This window comes from Mediterraneibacter sp. 210702-DFI.5.30 (genome assembly GCF_020560115.1).
GTDB lineage: Bacteria > Bacillota > Clostridia > Lachnospirales > Lachnospiraceae > Mediterraneibacter > Mediterraneibacter faecis.
On the sequence record NZ_JAJCME010000001.1, the window covers coordinates 345,752 to 362,475 of the forward strand.

Below are 16,724 nucleotides of genomic sequence, written 5' to 3' on the forward strand. Positions count from 1 at the left end.
TGAGAAGAAATTATTCTCAGCGTTTCTTATCTCCTTATCGTTCAATCAATTATTTGCTACAAAAATCAGAAGCATTTCAATCAGTTCACCATGTCACTTTTATTTTGTGTTATACTGTTTTATATAATTTTTTTGGTCTCCGCTGCCGCTTCGGTCGGCACAGAGCAGAGGTCCACCGGACCTCTTGTGCCCTTGTATTTTCCCTTATCAGAGTTCGTAAATACTGGTGGGACGATATAACACAAGGGAAACAATAAGGGAAAGCTGACATTTTATGTGCATTGTGCGAAAGAAGGACACAAGCTGGAGTGCCTCAAAGAAAATAGGAATGTATTTGTAGAAATTGATAGGGGTGAATCTCTTGTTACAGCGGATATACCTTGCAAATATGGAGCAGAGTATGAGAGCGTTATGTGTCGAGGTAAAGCAATGATCATTGAAGATATAAAAGAAAAATGTAAAGCGCTTGGTGTTCTTATGAAAGTACAGACTGGCAAAGAACATGAGATCGACGATAAGATGGCAAGTGCAGTAAATGTGGTTAAGATTGACGTTGAATCCTATACTGCCAAAGCTTGTATCAGATAATAGACAACTTCCAGTTGATATTTCACTTATTTTAGGAAATTTAATAACTGTTATAGTTGATTATCAAATTCCTCACAAACCCTTGAAAATACTAAGTTTGTAGCAAGTGAACTTTCCCTTACTCTTTCCCTTGTATTATATTCTCTCATTGGTTTTCATGAACCTTAATATGGGAAAAATTAAGGGAAAGAAAAATTCGTACATAGTATAACATATAACAATAACGACATGGTGAACTGAATGAAATGTTTTCGATATTTAACTCTGTAAATGATTATTAAAAAATGGAGATAAGATACAATGAGAACAATTTATGCAGAATACAACATAAACCACGATAGTATTGATGTTTACACAAGTGCCGGATATATGCTTCGCATTAATTGTTGGGAAGCTGAAAAAAATTTAAAAACCACATATGGATCAGAATGTGCGCTTACTTCATTGGCTGTGGATGAGCCTTTGGAATATGCAAGATTATATCTTGATGGCAATTTACAGATGTGGGTGGATGCAGAAGATTCACTTGAATTATAGGCAATTTAAACAAAAGTTTATATCTGATTTTCGATTATCCATATGAACACTTTACTTTCAAGCATTTTGAGAAATATAGAAAAACGCTAATTTTACCACTAATAAATGAGCCTTGATATGACACTAAAAACAATATGGGAGATAGCACAATATCTGTGTATCTCCCGTTTTTCATTTTTGTAATATAATTACTTCACTCTAATTTTTATATTTTCTTATTTTTCAATAATCATAGGACTTATTTCTAAATCTGCCATAGACTGCTTTGTTTGGTATGGCTTTCGGGATATGATTACACACATCATAGTGTGGATAGTAATAGAGCATAAAACATGTAGAGTAAGGTTGCTACAACTCATATTGCCATATATAATAACTAATGACATCGAAAATTAAAGAAATTGATTAGAAATAGATTTTTGTTTGATAATCTTAAATCAGATATTCACAATGGAGGCATATTTATGGCGCAGAGTATTTTAATTGTAGACGATGAAAAAGAAATTGTATCAATGCTGTATTGCTATTTCAGCAAACTTGGATATACGGTATATACTGCAACAGCAGGAAATGCTGCATTAAAAGAAGTAGAAAAAAAACCTGACATTATTTTGTTAGATGTCAATATGCCAGATATAGATGGATTTACTGTTTGCGAAAGGATACGGGATTATGTTTCATGCCCTATAATTTTTTTAACAGCACGCATTGAAGATAGTGATAAAATAAAAGGATTTTCTATTGGCGCAGACGACTATGTAATAAAACCATTTTCTGTTGATGAATTAGAAGCTCGCATTGCAGCACATCTTCGCAGAGAAAAAAGACACAATATATCTTCAAAGGTGCAATTTGATGAAGATATGGTTATAGATTATTCCTCACGTATTGTGTTTTATCATAATAAGGATATGGCTTTTACCAAAAAGGAATTTGATATAATATCTTTCCTTTCGCAAAACAAAGGAATTGTTTTTGACCGGGAAACTATTTATGAAAAAGTTTGGGGATTAGACGGCATTGGTGATAATACAGTTGTTACAGAACATATCAGACGTATTAGGGCAAAATTTTTATCTTTAGGCGATAGACCTTACATTGAAACTGTTTGGGGGTGCGGATATAGATGGAAAAATTAAAGAGAAGCAGATTGTTCAATCGGTTAAATAGCATGAGTATTAGAATGACCTTTGTTCTTTATGCTTTGTTTTCGTTGTTGATTGGAATAATTATTTGTATACTTTTAATTTCAATGGTTGACAGATACAGAATAAATTTAAACTATAAGTATGAAAATCTGTCAACGAGGTATGATATACCGGAAAATGGCTCATTTACCGCCACTTATAGTAATGACCAAACAAAATACACAATATTTGACACGAAAGGAAACGAGATATGCAAGTTCAATGTTGATTATCAAAAAGAACGCCCAGTACACGAATATGTCTATCCGAACCATGTTTCATATATCGAAGTTTTACCTAATTTTACAAACCGGGATAGGCTTATTGACAGTGCTTTAGGTTCATTAAATATTGCAATTATTCCTATCGTATTATCTATTAGTATGATATGTTGTGTAACATTTTTTTATAAAAAAAAATTATCGAAACCTATTAAGCTATTAACTAATGCGTATCATAAAATTGAAGCAAATGACTTAGATTTTACGTTATCATATCCATTAAATGATGAAATGGGGAAACTTTGTCATGCCTTTGAAAAAATGAAAGACTGTTTGTCGAAAAATAATGAAACTATGTTTCGACAATTTGCTGAACAGCGCCGTCTAAATGCTGCTTTTTCGCATGACTTACGCACTCCTTTGACTTTACTAAAGGGTCATGCTACTATGCTGCTTTCCTTTATTCCCAAAGGCTTAGTATCACAACAAGAAATATTAGATGAAATATCAGTAATGTCAAAAAATATTTCACGTCTTGAAAAATATGTAAATGCTATGACGAACTTATACAGGTTAGAGGATATTGATATTCCACGACAACAGATTACATTTCATTCACTTATTGATAATTTTAATAACACAGCAGAAGCACTTTGTTATGACAAACATTTTTCAATTACTACAAGCGGTAATAATATAACCTTGTTTATCAATTTAGATACAGTCATGCAGATTTATGAAAACTTACTCTCTAATAGTATTAGATACGCAAAAAGTGATATTGCTATTAGCGTAGTAATAGAGAATGATAATTTAGTTATATCTGTTTCAGACGATGGTTGCGGGTTTAAAAATATTGATATTGAAAAGGCGACATTACCATTTTATAAATCATCGAAAGATATAGCTACTGAACATTTGGGGTTAGGGCTGAATATTAGTAAGATTTTAAGTGAAAGACATGGCGGAAATATCCAAATTGCTAATAATAAAGCAGGGGGAGCATGTGTTACAGTGAAAATAAATTGCAATGAAAGTTGATTGAAAATAGACATTTTATTGCTATTATAAATTTAAAAGAAAGGAGATAAGGACAAATGAAAAAAATAATATGTATGTTTCTAACCTTATTGTTATTGGTGTGTATTGTTGGGTGTAGTCAAGCAAAGGACAGTGATAATCATGTAGTACAAGATTATTCCGAAGAATATGAGGTTTCTCCTTATGGAAGTGAAGAAGCGCTTGACACTTTGGGCGATTTGAAGATTTCAATGAGTACAGAAAAGGATTTAGACTTAAAGCACCTTTCATTTCTAATAGAAAATACTTCTGATAAAGAATACCAATATTCACCAGATTATTTTGAAATAGAAGCTGAACAATCCGGCACTTGGTATCAACTTAAACAGCTTGATGACCCCTCAAAGAGCAATGAAAAGGATTGCTTTATTAAGCCTAACGAACGATTAACATTAGAAATTGATGTTAAAAGTTTTTATGGAGAATTGCCTGCTGGACACTATCGTTTGATTAAACAATTTGCGTTCTTTGAAAGTGAAAGAGATTGGGATTACGATACATATAATTTATCTTGCGAATTTACGATAAGGTAAAAATTCTCTACTTCATAAGCATGAAAAAAAACCGCTTATGAAGTAGAAAGTTCTCATGCCATTTTAACGGCGGTTTTGAAATAACAATCAAAACCGCCGTTTTCTTTTGTAAAAATGAGAATACGGAGGGTGTGTTAAAGTCGCCCTTTTTCAAGGATACGGTGGTATCAAGGAGGTATTGCCATGTCCTTTTTTATGTACCATGTGGAGCATATTTATGTCTAGGAAGAAATACAGTAAAGCATTCAAACTAAGGCTTTTAAAAAAGCATAATGAAACAGGCATATCCTACTAGAAATTGGAAAAGGATAATATAATAGCAGGGGACGATGTGTGTTTTTATCCCCTGCTTTTATACGTTTTTTATCATATTTTGATTAATATAGCTTGGTATTTAACTGATTTTTCAAATAACATCTAAGTCCAACATATACTCCTTGCGAAAGTACAAAAAGCAATAGAAGATTTACTGACAGTGTTTTTTTGATGGATTCTCCAAAATAAATGATGACAGCAGCACTTGTCAGTATCATCAGTAGAGTAATAAAATCCCAACAGTTTTTCTTATATAATTCTATAACCTTTATTTCTATCAGTATCACCAGTATCCCTGTTCCTGCTACGCATATTCCGACAACCAATATCAGCAATAACCAATATATGATTCCGGCTATAAACGCATTTGGAATTTTGGTACTAATCTGTGCCGCAGAATGTCCGGCAGCAATCGTCCATCCGATAAAAGTTTGTATGAATGACGCTGCATCATGGAAGAATGATTTACAATCGGAAAGGAACACATCTGACTGTACTGCCTGAAAAAGAGTGGTTGTCAGCGAATACCATGCAAGAAGGAACAAGGTTGTTTGGAATATTACCGTTTTTGCTTTATACTGTCCTGCAAGTCGCTCTTTTTGTGTTTCGTATTTCGCTTTTTCATTCTGATAGGCTGTCCGGTCACAGGCTTCACATTTTTCATAGAGCACCGGCTTTTCTACCGGTATCTCTACGATTTTCTGATGTGTCCGGGCATAATCCCGTTGTTGTGTTAAGCATCGTATTTTATCTTGACATTCCCCTATCGTGACGTTTGCGCTTCGCAGCTTCTCTTTCTCGATCTGCAATGCTCTGTCTGCCAGCTTCAAGTCGTTCTTTAATGCTTGAATATTCCCGGCTCTGTTCTCTTTGTTTAATTTCTCGTTCAAGGTCAGAGATTCGCTGAGCTGCGTCTTCAGTTCCACGATAAGCTGGTCTTTCTGTTCCAGTTCTTCTTGTATCTCCTCGGTCAAGAGCAGAAGTTCTTCCAACTGTTCGGCGTTCTTTGATTCTCTGGATTCGTTCATCTATATCACGTCCTTTCCTTATTTGCTGTTCCAGTTCAGCAATTCGGTGTTCTGTTTCAGCAATAAACTGTTTTCGCTGTTCAGATTCTGTGCCAATTTCTGCCATTGCTGATTTTCGTTTTCCAAAAGTTCTATCTTCGTTTTCTGTTCTTCCATCTTGGAAAGCAGTTCCTCGGTATTTGGCAAAATGTTGAGCAGCTCGGATAACTCGCTGTTTAATTTTTGCAATTTCTGATTCTGTTCCTGCATAAGAGAGAGTTGGGTGTCCCGGTTCTGCATTTCCAGAATCATTTCTGTCATTAAGGTCTGCTGTTCTTCGATTTGCCCAATCATGGACTCCATTAAGGGTATAATTTCCCGGCTTTCTTCTAATGTCATTTAATCGCTCCTTCCATAATGATAATGCACCCGATACTTTTCCAAAGGTGTCCAGTATCTTTTGCAATAACGTGTTTTGTTGTTTTATGATTTGATTTTCCGCTACTTTCCACGAACCTTTTATTTCCTGCCCGACAAGAAACTTTTGTTCAATCTTTCTTGCGTCAGCACCTTCATGGATGGTAGGAATCTGGAGTTTTCCCTGTTTTTCATAAGAACGGTGATCGACCTGATTATGCAAAGAAAGATGTTCATTACACACCTTTGCCCACTCACTCCGCCATAGTTCACAATTTTTTGGATTGTTCCATCCAGTAGCATCGGTCAGCACCCGTTTCCATTGCAGGCGGTTTCTTGCACCAATCTTCTGAATTCCGTTTTCGTCTAATACAGGGATACGGATTCCATGACGGTCAGGGTTTTTCTTATCCTGCCACCAGTTCGGATGGGATTCATCAATCACGATATTTCCGTTTTTATCTCTGACAAAATCCCAATCCTTGACTTCTTTCTTTCCCCAAGAATGATCCGGGTTAAAAGGACGCATAGTCAGAAGCAGATGGACATGGGGGTTGCCATCCCCTTTATCGTGGATACTCCAATCAGCGCACATTCCTCTATCTACAAAAGTTTTTTGGATATAGTCAGTTGTATATTGAATTTGTTCCTGTCTGTTCCATTCTTTGGGAAGGGCAAATTCAAATGACCTGCCAAATTGGGCATCCGCATTTTTTTCAATCTTCAATACCTCATTCCATAACCTCTGTTTCTGAAATGTGATTTTAAATTTTTCTAAAGCAGCTTCTTTATCTGCTGACTTTTTGTATCGGACAGATTTCTGAAAGCGTTTTATATTTTCCTCTGGTACTATCTGCCATTCAGGAGGTGCGTTTTCGCACATCATCAGACTGGTGTAGACCACTTCTTTTTTAGAAGTGTAATAACTGATTCGCCCGGTTTCCTTATTTTTCATCACATCCCCATTGAGATATGCGGAAGCGGAGATAACAGATTTCCCTTTACTACGTCCGACTATTTTGACTGTGTAATGAAAAATCGCCATGTCTGGATGCCTCCTTTCTGCACATCCGGCATAGATTTCCGGCAACATTGCTTTCGGTTTTAGGAAAAGCAGCATTGCCGGAACGCCCTCTGCGTAAGAGTGCCCTGCGCATAGCAGCCTGCATGGAATGCGCCCCTCTGGCGAAGAGTGCCTCCTGCGGCATGAGCAGGTCTGGCTGAAAGCCCCGCCGACGGAACGAGCCCGGCAAGCGTGAGCGCAGACCGGTTGCCACTTGTGGCAAACTTATTGGGACGACCTCTGGTTGTCCATAAGTGCGCCCTTCATAAAAAAGCAATGAAGGGAATGAAAACCTCATCCCCTCCGCCATTACACTTCCTCCATATCGGTATTTGTTTCTTTCTGCATTGCCTTTGAGAAAAATTTCCCGTTGGCTTCCTGCTTTTTCAGAAAACCAATCAGCTTTGGGATGTCTTCTTCCTCAATAGGCGAACCAAGAACGGATTCCACCGCACCGCCAACCTGACAGAGCCTATGGGTTCGTTTTTTACTTTCTTCGGCTTTCTTTCGCTTCAGAAGTTCTTTCTTCTGTGCTGCATATCTTTTCGCCTTTTCAAGGCTTTCCTGCTCTTTCTTTTCCATTTCAAGCATTCGTTCTTCATAACTTTTTGTTGATTTTGCCATTATTACATTCTCCTTTCTCTTGCAAACATAAGTTCTTGGTTGCGTATCAGAAGAAGCACATGGTATAATCTTCTTGCGTGTAGGTATATCATGGCTTCGGTCTGATAGAACCTTTGGCGGTTTCTTTGGAAGCCGCCTTTTTAATTTGCCGCAGTTCTTGTTACGGCTTTTACATTTCCTCTATCCCTCAAATCACGACCTTCATTCGCTTCCATAAACATTTCCAGAATATCGGTTTTAATCAGGACTTTGCGACCAACCTTTAATACTGGAAGTTTCTTCCATTCTACAAGCTGTCTTAAGGTGTTTCTGCCGATTCCCGTATAGTCAGCAGCTTCTTCGATGGATAATGCAATTTTTCTTTGCGTCATATAATCACCTCCTTATAAATTGCATTATGCAATTCTTGTGATGTAAGTATATCCTTTTCATATCTTTTTGTCAAGCGTTACGAAATATTAAAAGCAAATATTATATTGCATATTGCAATTTTGGAAAAACAATGCTATAATTCATACATACCGAAAAAGGAGGCAGTCAGCATGAAAGATAAAGAACTACGCAAGCTGATAGGCAGCAGAGTAAAACAGCGCCGTCTGGAATTGAATCTGACACAGCCTTATGTCGCAGAAAAGATGGGGGTTACCGCTTCTACAATCCTGCGTTATGAGAATGGTTCGATTGACAATACGAAAAAAATGGTGCTGGAAGGTCTTTCGGAAGCACTCCATGTATCTGTGGAATGGCTCAAAGGGGAAACAGATGAATATGAAACCGACATTACGGATAAGAGAGAGTTACAGATTCGTGATGCGATGGGAGATATTCTGGAACAGTTACCGCTTGCCCTTACCAAAGAAGAAGATGCTTTTTCAAAAGATTTATTACTGCTGATGTTAAAACAATATGGTCTGTTTTTGGATTCCTTTCAGTTCGCCTGCAAAAACTTCAAGGGGAATGCTGGTCAGACGGATATTGCCAAAACAATAGGGTTTGAATCGAATGATGAATATAATGAGATTATGTTCTTAAGGGAAATCACTCCTACCATCAATGCTTTTAATGAGATGACAGACGTTGTAAGGCTCTATTCCAAGAAACCAAAAACAGCAGAACAAAGGCTTGCAAATCTTTTATCAGAAGTCTTATACGAAGATTCCGAATCGGTATAGTAAGACAACCGGAGTTATGATATACTTACACGCACGAAGCATTTCATCAGTTCCGATTGTCTAATATCGAAAGGAGACATACGATTATGGCAAAAGGATCTGTAAGAAAAAAAGGAAAGAAATGGTACTACCGCTTCTATGTAGAGGACGCAAGCGGCAATCTTGTTCAGAAAGAATGCGTTGGAACAGAAAGCAAAAGTGAAACTGAAAAGCTGCTCCGTCAGGCAATGGATGATTATGAGAAAAAGAAATTTGTTGCCAAAGCGGAAAATCTCACAGTCGGACAACTTCTGGATGTGTGGGCAGAGGAGGAATTAAAAACAGGTACGCTCAGCAATGGTACTGTGGAGAATTACCTCGGAACAATCCGAAATATTAAGAAACATCCGCTGGCAGAACGGAAATTAAAAAATGTAACCTCTGAGCATTTGCAATCTTTCTTTGATTTGCTTTCCTTCGGGGGAGTTCATCCCGATGGAAAAGAGAGAAAGGGTTACAGCAAAGATTACATCCATTCTTTTTCCGCAGTCATGCAGCAGTCTTTCCGCTTTGCAGTATTTCCAAAACAGTATATTACGTTCAATCCCATGCAGTATATTAAACTGCGGTATCAGACGGACGAAGTTGATTTGTTTTCGGATGAGGACATGGACGGAAATATCCAACCAATTTCACGAGAAGATTATGAAAGACTGCTTGCGTATCTTCAAAAAAAGAACCCAGCCGCAATACTTCCAATCCAGATAGCCTATTATGCCGGGCTTCGTATTGGAGAAGCCTGTGGTTTGGCATGGCAGGACGTAAATCTGGAAGAACAATGCCTTACCATAAGACGCAGCATCCGATATGATGGCTCAAAGCGCAAATATATCATCGGACCAACCAAGCGGAAAAAAGTGAGGATTGTTGATTTTGGAGATACGCTGGTAGAGATTTTCCGCAATGCCCGGAAAGAGCAGTTAAAAAATCGAATGCAGTACGGAGAACTTTATCACACGAACTACTACAAAGAGGTCAAAGAGAAAAACAGAGTGTACTACGAATATTACTGCTTAGACAGAACAGAGGAAGTCCCGGCAGATTATAAAGAAATTTCTTTCGTCTGCTTAAGACCGGATGGTTGTCTGGAACTTCCGACTACTTTGGGGACGGTATGCAGAAAGGTGGCAAAAACATTAGAGGGATTTGAAGGCTTTCATTTCCACCAGTTACGTCACACCTATACAAGCAACCTTTTGGCAAATGGAGCTGCTCCAAAAGATGTGCAGGAATTATTAGGACACTCAGATGTAAGTACCACAATGAATGTCTATGCTCACTCCACAAGAGATGCGAAACGAAAATCGGTTCGGCTTCTTGATAAAGTGGTAGGCAATGATTAAAAAAAATTCCCTTATTTCCCTTGTGATTATCTCATAAGGGCAAAAATAAGGGAAACTACATATCATTTCACTAATGGACAGGCAGGAAAGCCTATAAAATGGGGAAAGTTAGAGGAATAATTATATAAATTCCAGTTTTTGAAACTGAGAAATCTGAAGTTGGAGGGATAGATTTCTATGATTATCAGATATGCAGAAGAGAAAAATTTTATAGAATTGCGACAGTTTTATGACGGTATGTGTAAAGTTTTGAGCGGAAAAGATTTTCTGCCGGAGGGAGATAAAGGTGGTTTCCCTCCAGATGAAATGATCAAAGATGCAATCAAAGAGAGAAATCAGTTTATTGGTATTGAAGATGGTCGAATTGTTGTGGCGTATATTATGAATCATGATCGTGATGAGGCGTATCACGCAGTTAAATGGCTTATTGATGCAAATGATAACGAGACAGTAGTTCTTCATGCCTTGCGTGTCCTTCCGGAATATGGAGGTCGTGGATACTCGAAGCAGTTAGTTCAACACGCAATAGACACAGCAAGGGAAAGAAACCTTAAATCAATTCGTCTTGATTGCATAGAGGGAAATGATATTCCACAGAAAATGTATATGTCGTTTGGATTTAAGTATGTGGATAAGGCTGAAATCACATATGTTGATATTGGAGTACCGAGGAAGTTCCTCTTATATGAGTTTGTACTCTAATCAAGACATAATAACAGTTATATCTTGAACATTGTACAAACAAATTCCAGTTGTGCGCCCAGCTAAGGGTGTGTAGTCAAGCCGGTGGGATTCCGGTTTATCCAAGGTTTAGCCAACCAGATAATAGCGAGTCTTGGGATGATGCCGGTAACGGCATCTGACAAGCGTAGACAGCAAGAAAGCAGGGTTGAATGGTGATTGAGCTTCGAAACGTTAACTTCAGTCGGTCGACGTCTTAACTGGTGCGGAAGACAATATCATGTAATGCGATATGGCGAGTGTTATGTGGCACTGCGGAGTCAGAGAACCAATCATGTTTTACATTGTGAATACACATCAACTGGGGAGAACCTGCCATTTCTCGAAGAAGAGTATGAAGTTGCAACTGAAAACGGAGGATTTCAAATGAATGGTAGGTGGTCGGACAATCCCATAGTACTGTAGAAATCGGGCAATGCCGATGGAGGGAAGGGGATTACATAGTAAAGGTCTTACTGAGGACACATTATCCGTACTCAGGGACGGAGGAAATAATGGAAACGAAATTAGTAAGAATAGCTGAGATATCGGCAACATCAAAACATCCTATATTTACATCAGTGTACCACTTGATAAATGAAGATATGCTAAAGCAATGCCATAAGGAATTAGATGGGAACAAAGCAGTCGGAATTGACAAGGTAACTAAGGATGAGTATAGGAAGAACCTTGATAGAAATATCAAGGAACTGGTACAGAGGTTGAAAAACAAATCCTTTAAGCCACTTCCGTCACTGAGGGTATATATACCTAAAGGAAATGGAAAGAAACGACCATTAGGGATTGCTTCCTATGAAGATAAGATTGTACAAATGGCAGTGAAGAAAATACTGGGAGCTATCTATGAACCGAGATTCCTAAACTGCATGTATGGATTCAGACCGAATAGGGGGTGTCACGAAGCAATAAAAGAAGTATACCAACGGATAAGCTATGGAAAAATCAGCTATATCGTAGATGCCGATATCAAAGGTTTCTTTGACCATATCGACCATGATTGGATGATGAAGTTTCTTGAATGGAATATACAGGATAAGAACTTATTGTGGCTAATACGTAAATACCTTAAAGCAGGAATAATGGAGCAAGGAAAATTCGAGCCAACAGAGGAAGGTTCGGCACAAGGCTCAGTAATGAGTCCGATGCTTGCAAATATATACATGCATCATGTGCTGACGCTGTGGTTCAAGCTGGTGGTGCAAAGGGAAATGCAGGGAGAGTGTTTTCTCGTCAACTTTGCGGATGATTTTGTTGCAGGATTTCAATATAAGTCAGAAGCTGAAAGATACTATAAAGAGTTAAAGGTACAGACTTCAAGGCAGAAGTTTGAGCAAAAGGTTAGAGCATACAAGAACTGGATTTACGATAATCGAAATCGACCAATGCGAGAAATAATTAAAGAGTTGAACGTAAAACTAATTGGACACTATCGGTATTATGGTGTTACATGGAATGGATTTGTGGAAATGCTCAAGTATTACCCGTTAGCAAAACCTAAAACGTACTATTGTTTATATTGAAGCGAATGTTACTATGAGGAGCCGTATGCGGGAAAGCCGCACGTACGGATCTGTGAGGGGCTAAGATTGAGAGGTCTTAGTCTACTCGACTGACGAGAAGGAAGATGAATATTGGAAATGCAATTCTTCCTAAAATATCAAAAAAGTCACTCAACCGATTCAATGCTCCTCCATCCAAATTCGGATAGATTAATGCTTTGTTTGTGTGATCGATAAGCATGGATAGAAAAGCGATGTATTTAAGCTGCGCTCCTGAAAATATTTTGATTCTCTCTTTTACATTGTTCATAAAAATTAGTCCTTTTTTTCAATTTCTTTTTTTATCAAATTTCCTACACTTGAAAAGTGCGAACATAATAATCGTTTCATGCAGATGCTCCTTTATCAATTCCGATTGTTATTCATATGATATCATACTATTTCTTTAATTACATCCACTTACTGGGTCATCTTTGTCTTTTAAAGATCCCTATAATGTTGTACTTGCTACTTGTTTGCTGAATATTTCTCAAATAAAGAAATATTATTCTGGCATCTTCCGGCTTCTGTATTTTTTGGGGGTGATTCCCTGGTATTCTTTGAACTTACGAATGAAATAGCTGATGTTGTCAAATCCACAGTTAATGGCAATATCAGAAACAGACAGTGAGCTGTCATCCAAAAGGATAGCAGCTTTTTTGATGCGGTATTCATTCAGGAAGGCGAACGGTGTTTTTCCCATCTCCTGATGGAAATATCTGCAGAAATAGGTCGGGCTCATGCAGGCAATGTCAGCAAGTTCTTTTAATGTAATTTCTTCGGCGTAATGTGACCGGATAAAATCAAGCACTTCCTTCAGCAGATTCATGGAGGAGAGCTGCTTTCCGGTAGTCTGGTTCTGTATAAGAATTTCTGTGCGGAAACAGAGTTCCAAAATCTGTAGAAGACAGATCTTAATTTTGAGAAGTGCACATTGTTCCGGATAGTGGTAATTACAGATCAATTCAAGAAAAAGCTGTCGGAGACTTTCTTGTTCTTCCTGACTGAGGGCATTGGAGATGTTGTTTGGGAAGAGCAGTTTCTTCTGTGTGATTGGCTGGATGAAATTGTACTGACAGGCATCATACAAATCAAAATTAAGTAATTGAGGATCGAAAACGATTGCATGATGCAGGGAATGGTTGTGTGCGCTTAGTTCATGCAGTTCACCAGAGTTGATGAAATAGAACTCACCGGCTTTCATTTCATAAGGGGTTCCGGAAATGATTCCGTGCATAGTTCCTTCCTCAATATAGAGAAATTCCAGTTCCTCATGCCAGTGGGCAGTAACGGAATAGAAACCGTTCTTATCTTTATGAGAATAAATCTGTAAGGGGAACATAGGGGTTCCGTGAAAATTTGTCTCTTTTAAGGAACGTGACATGAGTGATCTCCTTTCTTGTAGTGAAACAGTTCAGCCATGCAGCTCGAATTCGACACTGCGTGACGAATCCTCGCTTAGGGGCGTCTGCCCTATGTCTGCATAAGGACAGACTATTTTATATAAGCGAGCTTATAACGATAGTCTGTCCTTATACAGCCGCATGGCTGAACTGGTGCATAATATTGTGTTATTTTTTGATAAAATAATGAAAGTATCTTCTTATTTTTTGTATTATACTTGGTTCAAATAAAAAAAGCAAGAAGGGGGCATAAGATGGAGAAGAAATGGTGGCAAAGCAGTGTTGTTTATCAGATCTATCCACGGAGTTTTGCGGACAGCAATGGAGATGGAATGGGCGATATTCCAGGAATTATAGGGAAAATTGAATATCTGAAAAAACTGGGAGTCAATGTACTCTGGATCTGTCCAATCTATCAGTCGCCGCAGGATGACAATGGATATGATATCTCTGATTATCGTACGGTTTACCCGGAGTTTGGAACAATGGAAGATATGAAGATATTGATACAAAAATGTCAAGATAATGATATCAAAATCATTATGGATCTGGTAGTGAACCATACATCAGATGAACATCCATGGTTCATAGAAGCAAAGAAAAGCTTGGATAATCCATACCGGGACTATTACATCTGGAGGAAAGGTGAAGATGGACAGCCACCGAATGATCTGATGTCAAATTTCGGTGGAAGTGCATGGGAGTATTCTCCGGAGACGAATGAGTATTATCTGCATTTTTACAGTAAGAAACAGCCGGATCTAAACTGGGAGAATCCGAAGCTGCGGCAGAAAATTTATGACATGATGAACTGGTGGCTGGATCAGGGGATTGCAGGCTTCCGTATGGATGTGATTGATCTGATTGGAAAGATACCGGATCAGAAGATCAAAGAGAATGGGCCGATGCTTCATAAATACCTGCAAGAGATGAACGAAGCGACCTTTGGTCACAGGGACAGCATGACGGTTGGTGAGTGCTGGGGGGCGACCCCGGAGATCGGAAGATTATATACTGATCCGGCAAGAAAAGAACTTAGTATGATCTTCCAGTTTGAACAGATTCAGCTGGATAAGAAACCGGGTGGACAAAGATGGGATTTGAAACCACTTTATCTGCCGGATCTGAAGTGTGTTTTCAGCAAATGGCAGACAGAGTTAGAAGGTCATGGATGGAACAGTTTATTTTGGAATAATCATGATCTCCCAAGAATCGTTTCCCGTTGGGGAAATGACGGAGACTATCGTGTCCTGTCTGCAAAAATGCTTGCGACACTGCTTCATGGAATGAAGGGGACACCGTATATCTATCAGGGGGAAGAGATTGGAATGACGAATGTTCCATTTCAGACGATTGATGAATTCCCTGATATTGAGACACAGAACATTTATCAAGAACGCCTGAAAGCGGGATTCACAGAGGAAGAGACCATGTATGCAATCCGGGCGAAGGCGAGGGATAATGCAAGGACACCGATGCAGTGGAATGCCGAAAAGAATGCAGGATTTACAGAAGGAATTCCATGGTACAGAGTCAATCCAAATTATAAGGAAATCAATGTAGAACAGGCATTAGCGGATCCAGAGTCCGTTTTCTATCATTATCAGAAATTGATTCAGCTTCGGAAAGAACATGAAGTTATGGTATACGGAACTTATCAACTGCTGTTCCCGGAGGATGAAGACCTTTATATCTATACAAGAACGCTGGAGGAGGAAAAATGGCTGATTGTCTGTAACTTTCATGAGAAGACAAGAAAGTTACAGTGTAAGAGAGCTGGGCAGGTCATGCTTAGTAATTATGCAGATACGCCTGCCGCGGAAAAAATTACAGAACTCAGACCATATGAGGCGGTTATTTATCAGATGGAATCTTGGGATGCGAATCATGGAGAACGCGGACAAGATCATAGTTCTGATTTTGAAGCCGATATTGAGTTGGTGTAGTTCCGAAAGCTTTTCGAAAGACCTTACAAAAATAATTATCATTTGAAAATCCGACCATGGAGGCGATTTCGGCAATTGTGTGCTGGCGGCTCTGTAAAAGAAGCGCACAGGATTTCTGAAGACGCAGATTCGCCAGATATTTTCCGGGCGAGATTCCATAGAGATGGTTGAATTCTCTGCAAAGATGATACTTGGACAGCCCGACGGCATCAGCGACTTCGTCAAGGTTCAGATCCGTGTTGTAATAATTGGAATCCAGATAATTCTTGGCCAGTGTAACACGAGGTGAAGAAAGTGCCGGGTGTTCCAATGCATAATCTGCTAGATCTAAAAGAAAAGCGTAGGCCGCTTTGGAATTATCAAATACCGATGCTAACTGATTGGAAATTGCATCAGCATAGAGCTGCTTCATCTGTTCAGGTAAAGTACTGGATGCTTCCAGGTGGAAAGCAGGTCCACAGGATTGATGAATGTGGTAGAGAAGAGGGAGACACTCGGAGGAAAATTCTAGATAAAGAACATCCCAGCATTCCGAATCATCGGGTAATGAGTATTGGCTGTCTCCGGGTACTTGAACAAGGAAGAGATCACCCGCCTGTTGAGGATAGGTATGGTCTGGTGTCTGGAAACTTCCTTTTCCCGAAATCGTGTACTGAAGTAATACATAAGAGTTTTTGCGGACTCGGTTATCCCAATGATAGTCATGGGAAGTGATGTGATGCATGCCGATTCCACGAAGTGTCTGGAGGGGAAGCGCAGAGGTTATATGAAAACCGACGGAATCAAAAGGCGGTTGGTCAGATGATTTTGTGTTTGTCATAAAAAGTACTCCTTTCAAAATAAATGAAGATTGCGAGGCGCAACACGAAACAATCTGTAGAAATCTTAGTTTTGGGTTTTTATATCCGATATTATAATATAGCAATCAATAAAAAATAGCAAGAAATTACCATTCACTAATCTGCATTAC

At 38.6% G+C, this 16,724-nt stretch carries 18 protein-coding genes; 11 read left to right on the forward strand and 7 right to left on the reverse strand.

Going from position 1 to position 16,724, the window contains the following annotated elements:
* Positions 1 to 276: 276 nt before the first annotated feature.
* From LI126_RS01645 to LI126_RS01665, 5 genes are all read left to right on the forward strand, one after another.
* Complete coding sequence (locus LI126_RS01645; RefSeq protein WP_227164691.1) at positions 277 to 588, forward strand: pyridoxamine 5'-phosphate oxidase family protein; 312 nt, start codon at positions 277 to 279, stop codon at positions 586 to 588.
* Between the two features lie 300 nt (positions 589 to 888).
* Positions 889 to 1,125: a DUF6061 family protein gene (locus LI126_RS01650; RefSeq protein ID WP_008400163.1), complete on the forward strand. Its 237-nt coding sequence runs from the start codon at positions 889 to 891 to the stop codon at positions 1,123 to 1,125.
* A 464-nt stretch (positions 1,126 to 1,589) separates the two neighbouring features.
* The gene (locus LI126_RS01655) at positions 1,590 to 2,264 is read left to right on the forward strand and encodes a response regulator transcription factor (RefSeq protein ID WP_044944580.1); all 675 of its coding nucleotides are present in this window, start codon (positions 1,590 to 1,592) and stop codon (positions 2,262 to 2,264) included.
* Positions 2,252 to 3,574, forward strand: coding sequence for a HAMP domain-containing sensor histidine kinase (locus LI126_RS01660; protein WP_055156874.1), 1,323 nt, complete (start codon positions 2,252 to 2,254; stop codon positions 3,572 to 3,574). The genes LI126_RS01655 and LI126_RS01660 overlap by 13 nt, the downstream gene beginning before the upstream one ends.
* Before the next feature lie 56 nt (positions 3,575 to 3,630).
* The gene (locus LI126_RS01665; protein ID WP_008400157.1) at positions 3,631 to 4,146 is read left to right on the forward strand and encodes an immunoglobulin-like domain-containing protein; all 516 of its coding nucleotides are present in this window, start codon (positions 3,631 to 3,633) and stop codon (positions 4,144 to 4,146) included.
* Between the two features lie 377 nt (positions 4,147 to 4,523).
* On the opposite strand, the gene LI126_RS01670 is transcribed toward LI126_RS01665, so the two are convergent.
* The 4 genes from LI126_RS01670 to LI126_RS01685 form a co-directional block, all read right to left on the reverse strand.
* The gene (locus LI126_RS01670) at positions 4,524 to 5,270 is read right to left on the reverse strand and encodes a DUF6040 family protein (protein ID WP_055156872.1); all 747 of its coding nucleotides are present in this window, start codon (positions 5,268 to 5,270) and stop codon (positions 4,524 to 4,526) included.
* Entirely contained in the window at positions 5,209 to 6,930 is a 1,722-nt protein-coding gene (locus LI126_RS01675; RefSeq protein ID WP_173694417.1) for a MobA/MobL family protein, read from the reverse strand. Before LI126_RS01675 ends, LI126_RS01670 begins: the two co-directional genes overlap by 62 nt.
* A 327-nt stretch (positions 6,931 to 7,257) precedes the next feature.
* Positions 7,258 to 7,572, reverse strand: a complete 315-nt coding sequence (locus LI126_RS01680; RefSeq protein WP_005337289.1) for a hypothetical protein — start codon at positions 7,570 to 7,572, stop codon at positions 7,258 to 7,260.
* Between the two features lie 140 nt (positions 7,573 to 7,712).
* Positions 7,713 to 7,943, reverse strand: a complete 231-nt coding sequence (locus tag LI126_RS01685; RefSeq protein ID WP_004843519.1) for a helix-turn-helix domain-containing protein — start codon at positions 7,941 to 7,943, stop codon at positions 7,713 to 7,715.
* Positions 7,944 to 8,114: 171 nt separating this feature from the next.
* Between LI126_RS01685 and LI126_RS01690 the strand changes: the two genes are divergently transcribed.
* From LI126_RS01690 to LI126_RS01710, 5 genes are all read left to right on the forward strand, one after another.
* Positions 8,115 to 8,744, forward strand: a complete 630-nt coding sequence (locus tag LI126_RS01690) for a helix-turn-helix domain-containing protein (RefSeq protein WP_173694419.1) — start codon at positions 8,115 to 8,117, stop codon at positions 8,742 to 8,744.
* An 86-nt stretch (positions 8,745 to 8,830) separates the two neighbouring features.
* Positions 8,831 to 10,126: a tyrosine-type recombinase/integrase gene (locus LI126_RS01695; RefSeq protein ID WP_008400148.1), complete on the forward strand. Its 1,296-nt coding sequence runs from the start codon at positions 8,831 to 8,833 to the stop codon at positions 10,124 to 10,126.
* 177 nt (positions 10,127 to 10,303) lie between these two features.
* A complete protein-coding gene (locus LI126_RS01700; protein WP_227164692.1) occupies positions 10,304 to 10,828 on the forward strand; it encodes a GNAT family N-acetyltransferase in 525 nt (174 codons plus the stop codon).
* Between the two features lie 198 nt (positions 10,829 to 11,026).
* Positions 11,027 to 11,272 (forward strand): hypothetical protein, encoded by a 246-nt coding sequence (locus tag LI126_RS01705; RefSeq protein ID WP_227164693.1) that lies wholly within the window; start codon positions 11,027 to 11,029, stop codon positions 11,270 to 11,272.
* An 89-nt stretch (positions 11,273 to 11,361) separates the two neighbouring features.
* Positions 11,362 to 12,387 carry a reverse transcriptase domain-containing protein gene (locus LI126_RS01710; RefSeq protein WP_227164694.1) on the forward strand — a complete coding sequence of 342 codons (1,026 nt, stop codon included), beginning with the start codon at positions 11,362 to 11,364 and terminating at the stop codon, positions 12,385 to 12,387.
* Positions 12,388 to 12,463: 76 nt separating this feature from the next.
* On the opposite strand, the gene LI126_RS01715 is transcribed toward LI126_RS01710, so the two are convergent.
* Both LI126_RS01715 and LI126_RS01725 read right to left on the reverse strand, forming a co-directional pair.
* Positions 12,464 to 12,676, reverse strand: a complete 213-nt coding sequence (locus LI126_RS01715; protein ID WP_331468653.1) for a TraX family protein — start codon at positions 12,674 to 12,676, stop codon at positions 12,464 to 12,466.
* Between the two features lie 234 nt (positions 12,677 to 12,910).
* Positions 12,911 to 13,789: a helix-turn-helix transcriptional regulator gene (locus LI126_RS01725; protein ID WP_227164695.1), complete on the reverse strand. Its 879-nt coding sequence runs from the start codon at positions 13,787 to 13,789 to the stop codon at positions 12,911 to 12,913.
* A 273-nt stretch (positions 13,790 to 14,062) separates the two neighbouring features.
* Between LI126_RS01725 and LI126_RS01730 the strand changes: the two genes are divergently transcribed.
* Positions 14,063 to 15,754 carry a glycoside hydrolase family 13 protein gene (locus LI126_RS01730; RefSeq protein ID WP_227164696.1) on the forward strand — a complete coding sequence of 564 codons (1,692 nt, stop codon included), beginning with the start codon at positions 14,063 to 14,065 and terminating at the stop codon, positions 15,752 to 15,754.
* Here LI126_RS01730 and LI126_RS01735 read toward each other — a convergent pair.
* Positions 15,663 to 16,574: an AraC family transcriptional regulator gene (locus LI126_RS01735; RefSeq protein WP_227164697.1), complete on the reverse strand. Its 912-nt coding sequence runs from the start codon at positions 16,572 to 16,574 to the stop codon at positions 15,663 to 15,665. The two genes, LI126_RS01730 and LI126_RS01735, sit on opposite strands and share 92 nt — an antisense overlap.
* Positions 16,575 to 16,724: the final 150 nt, after the last annotated feature.

Excerpts from the sequence above, each read along its gene's own strand:
- LI126_RS01680 (WP_005337289.1), bottom strand. The coding sequence starts at position 7,572 with ATGGCAAAATCAACAAAAAGTTATGAAGAACGAATGCTTGAAATGGAA.
- LI126_RS01725 (WP_227164695.1), bottom strand. The coding sequence starts at position 13,789 with ATGTCACGTTCCTTAAAAGAGACAAATTTTCACGGAACCCCTATGTTC.
- LI126_RS01730 (WP_227164696.1), top strand. The coding sequence starts at position 14,063 with ATGGAGAAGAAATGGTGGCAAAGCAGTGTTGTTTATCAGATCTATCCA.
- LI126_RS01650 (WP_008400163.1), top strand. The coding sequence starts at position 889 with ATGAGAACAATTTATGCAGAATACAACATAAACCACGATAGTATTGAT.
- LI126_RS01685 (WP_004843519.1), bottom strand. The coding sequence starts at position 7,943 with ATGACGCAAAGAAAAATTGCATTATCCATCGAAGAAGCTGCTGACTAT.
- LI126_RS01715 (WP_331468653.1), bottom strand. The coding sequence starts at position 12,676 with ATGAACAATGTAAAAGAGAGAATCAAAATATTTTCAGGAGCGCAGCTT.
- LI126_RS01660 (WP_055156874.1), top strand. The coding sequence starts at position 2,252 with ATGGAAAAATTAAAGAGAAGCAGATTGTTCAATCGGTTAAATAGCATG.
- LI126_RS01655 (WP_044944580.1), top strand. The coding sequence starts at position 1,590 with ATGGCGCAGAGTATTTTAATTGTAGACGATGAAAAAGAAATTGTATCA.
- LI126_RS01710 (WP_227164694.1), top strand. The coding sequence starts at position 11,362 with ATGGAAACGAAATTAGTAAGAATAGCTGAGATATCGGCAACATCAAAA.
- LI126_RS01690 (WP_173694419.1), top strand. The coding sequence starts at position 8,115 with ATGAAAGATAAAGAACTACGCAAGCTGATAGGCAGCAGAGTAAAACAG.
- LI126_RS01695 (WP_008400148.1), top strand. The coding sequence starts at position 8,831 with ATGGCAAAAGGATCTGTAAGAAAAAAAGGAAAGAAATGGTACTACCGC.
- LI126_RS01675 (WP_173694417.1), bottom strand. The coding sequence starts at position 6,930 with ATGGCGATTTTTCATTACACAGTCAAAATAGTCGGACGTAGTAAAGGG.
- LI126_RS01700 (WP_227164692.1), top strand. The coding sequence starts at position 10,304 with ATGATTATCAGATATGCAGAAGAGAAAAATTTTATAGAATTGCGACAG.
- LI126_RS01735 (WP_227164697.1), bottom strand. The coding sequence starts at position 16,574 with ATGACAAACACAAAATCATCTGACCAACCGCCTTTTGATTCCGTCGGT.
- LI126_RS01665 (WP_008400157.1), top strand. The coding sequence starts at position 3,631 with ATGAAAAAAATAATATGTATGTTTCTAACCTTATTGTTATTGGTGTGT.